The organism is Cellulomonas sp. P2_B4 (assembly GCF_056404795.1).
The window spans coordinates 1-615 of sequence record NZ_JBFUDI010000065.1 but is presented as its reverse complement, the minus strand read 5'-3'; the positions used below and the strand labels follow the sequence as shown (position 1 = coordinate 615).

The 615-nt window shown below is 70.1% G+C and carries 1 protein-coding gene; it reads right to left on the bottom strand.

Annotated elements, in window-relative coordinates; translation table 11 throughout:
* Positions 1 to 615 (bottom strand): hypothetical protein (locus AC1DZC_RS20105; protein ID WP_477044507.1); only part of this gene is annotated, 615 nt, incomplete at both ends.

Below are 615 nucleotides of genomic sequence, written 5' to 3'. Positions count from 1 at the left end.
GCAATACCCCGAGACGCGGCAATGCCCGACACAAGGTCGAGCTTGCCGGCCGTGCCGTCCGCCTTGCCGGCGAAATCGATCGTGCCGGTGAGGGTGTGGAGCTCGGCGGACGGATGGCGAATCTTCGCCACAGAGAGCTTCGCGTCCCCGCGCCAGCCGTCCAGCGCCTGCTCCAGCGTCACCGAGATGTCGGCGCCGGCATCGCTCAGCACGGCACCCGCGCAATCGAGCTTCCCGGCATGGACCGGCCCGCGCAAGGTCGGGCGCGCCGAGGCGATACGCACCGCCAGCACCGCCGTCGCGGGGCCGCTGACGCAGCCGCCGAGATCGAGCCGTTCGGTGATGGCCGCGACCTGACCGGCAAAACCGTCATTCAGCTTGCCCTGCCCGCTCAGCTTGATGCCGATCACGCCCTGCGGCGCGACCAGCCTGATCCGTGCATCCTGCACATCGGCAAAGAGCGCGGGCAGCGCGAAAGGCTTGCCCGAAGGCGCTGGCATCAGCTTGTCGAGCGCGCCGAGCGACAGCTTGCCGTCGATCAGCCGCGCGTTCATCCGGACATGGCCCGCACGGATCGCGGTGACGGTGGCGCCGGACAGGCCGATGCTGGTGCGC